The 1589-nt window shown below is 69.1% G+C and carries 2 protein-coding genes and 1 pseudogene (1 of these 3 cut by a window edge); 2 read left to right on the plus strand and 1 reads right to left on the minus strand.

The window, feature by feature from the left end:
* Positions 1-142: pseudogene (locus ACFFCN_RS18505) on the plus strand (Rne/Rng family ribonuclease) (its annotated part extends 2545 nt beyond the left edge of the window); the annotation flags it as partial.
* A 10-nt stretch (positions 143-152) separates the two neighbouring features.
* On the opposite strand, the gene ACFFCN_RS18510 reads toward ACFFCN_RS18505, so the two are convergent.
* Positions 153-704, minus strand: a complete 552-nt coding sequence (locus ACFFCN_RS18510; protein WP_375494071.1) for a GNAT family N-acetyltransferase — start codon at positions 702-704, stop codon at positions 153-155.
* A gap of 109 nt (positions 705-813) precedes the next feature.
* Between ACFFCN_RS18510 and ACFFCN_RS18515 the strand changes: the two genes are divergently transcribed.
* A complete protein-coding gene (locus ACFFCN_RS18515; protein ID WP_375494073.1) occupies positions 814-1263 on the plus strand; it encodes a nuclear transport factor 2 family protein in 450 nt (149 codons plus the stop codon).
* Positions 1264-1589: the final 326 nt, after the last annotated feature.

Below are 1589 nucleotides of genomic sequence, written 5' to 3' on the forward strand. Positions count from 1 at the left end.
CGCGGTTGCCCCCGCCGGCCCCGGCCCCCGGCGGCGCGCCGCGCGGCGGGGGGCGGCCCGCGGCCAGCCGTCCCGCCGGTCCACCGGTGCACGCCGGCTGACCGCTCCGAACCGAGCTATGCGGGTATCTCGAGGCGCATGACCCACCGCCATTAAGCGATGCGGCGGACGCGTTCGAAGCCGAACTGGCTGTACAGCGACTCGGGTCCGGTGTGGAAGTAGGCGCCGCGCTGCGCCGGCCGATCCGCACTCTGCTCTGGGTAGGCCTCGACGACGCCCCCGCCGGCCGTCTCGATCTGCGCCAGCGCCGCGGCGACGGCCGCGCGGGCCACGCCGTGACCGCGGTGCCCCTTGCCGGTGAAGATGCACCCGATCCGCCAGTCGGGTAAGCGGTCGAGCTCCTTGTCGTAGGTCTTGCGGTTCGAGATGTTCGGCAGCTCGGCGGGCGGCCCGTACTGGCACCAGCCGATGCATCGGTCGTCCGCGTACACCAGGAGCTGATGGCACGTGCCGCCGTCGACGTGCGCTCGCTTGGCCGCCTGGTTGTCCTGCGCGCTCGTCGCGCCGCGGACGCCTTCCGGGTGGAAGCCCATGCACCAGCACCCGCCCCACACTCCGTTGTTCTCCTCGACCAACGCGGCGAAGTCGTCCCACGTCTGCGCGGTCAGTGCTCGCGTCGTGTACGCGTCGGCTGCCGTGGTCATGCGGTGATTATCGGGACATGGCGGCGACATGCCCAGCCTGCGTCGACCGGGGACCAATAAGGGAAAGACCTCGGTGACCGGCCTGCCCCGGCCGCAAGGGGGACGCCAGATGTATCAGCCCATCGTCCGACGGCTCATTGAACGTGTGTTCGCCGACCTCAGCCGCGGCGACTACGCCGCCGTGCTGCCTCGGATGGATCCGCGCGTGCACCACCGGTTCGCCGGCGACCACGCACTGGGTGGTGATCGGCACACCCGCGATGGCGTCGAGCAGTGGTTCGCCCGGCTGTTCCGGCTGTTCAGCTTGCAGTTCACCGTCACCCGGGTGGTCGTGAGCGGGCCGCCGTGGAATCTCGTGGTGCCGGTCGAGTGGGTGGCCGAGGTGACACCGGTGCACGGACCTCGCTACCTGAACCGTGGCGTGCACATCATCCACGTGCGCCGCGGGCGCGTTGTGGAATTGCTGGCCTACGAGGACAGTCAAGCGGTCGTGCAAGGCCTGGCCGTCCTGGCCGAGCACGGTGTGGACGAGGCCACCGCTGCGCCGATCTTGACCTGATCCCAGGCACGGAACAGACATTCGCGGGCTCGGGTCAGCTGAGGTGCTGCGCGACCGCCTTGCAACTGGCCGATGGCTTCGTCGAGTTGTGGCCCGGTGATCATCTTGCCGGTCAGGGTCATGGCGTCATGGGACAGTGCGAGCCTGCCCCGCCGTCCGCCGACCTGACGAGCAGCCCGTCAACCCTGCGCGCTGCAGTGCTTGCTACGTGCTGCCCTCGCAACCGCCTACCCTCCCGTACGAGACGATGTCTGCCTCGTGGGCGCGGTTCTGTGGTAATTATCCCTTGACTGTATAAGTGATCGCGTCCATACTTGAGTCATGGC

This window comes from uncultured Jatrophihabitans sp. (assembly GCF_964246335.1).
GTDB lineage: Bacteria > Actinomycetota > Actinomycetes > Mycobacteriales > Jatrophihabitantaceae > Jatrophihabitans.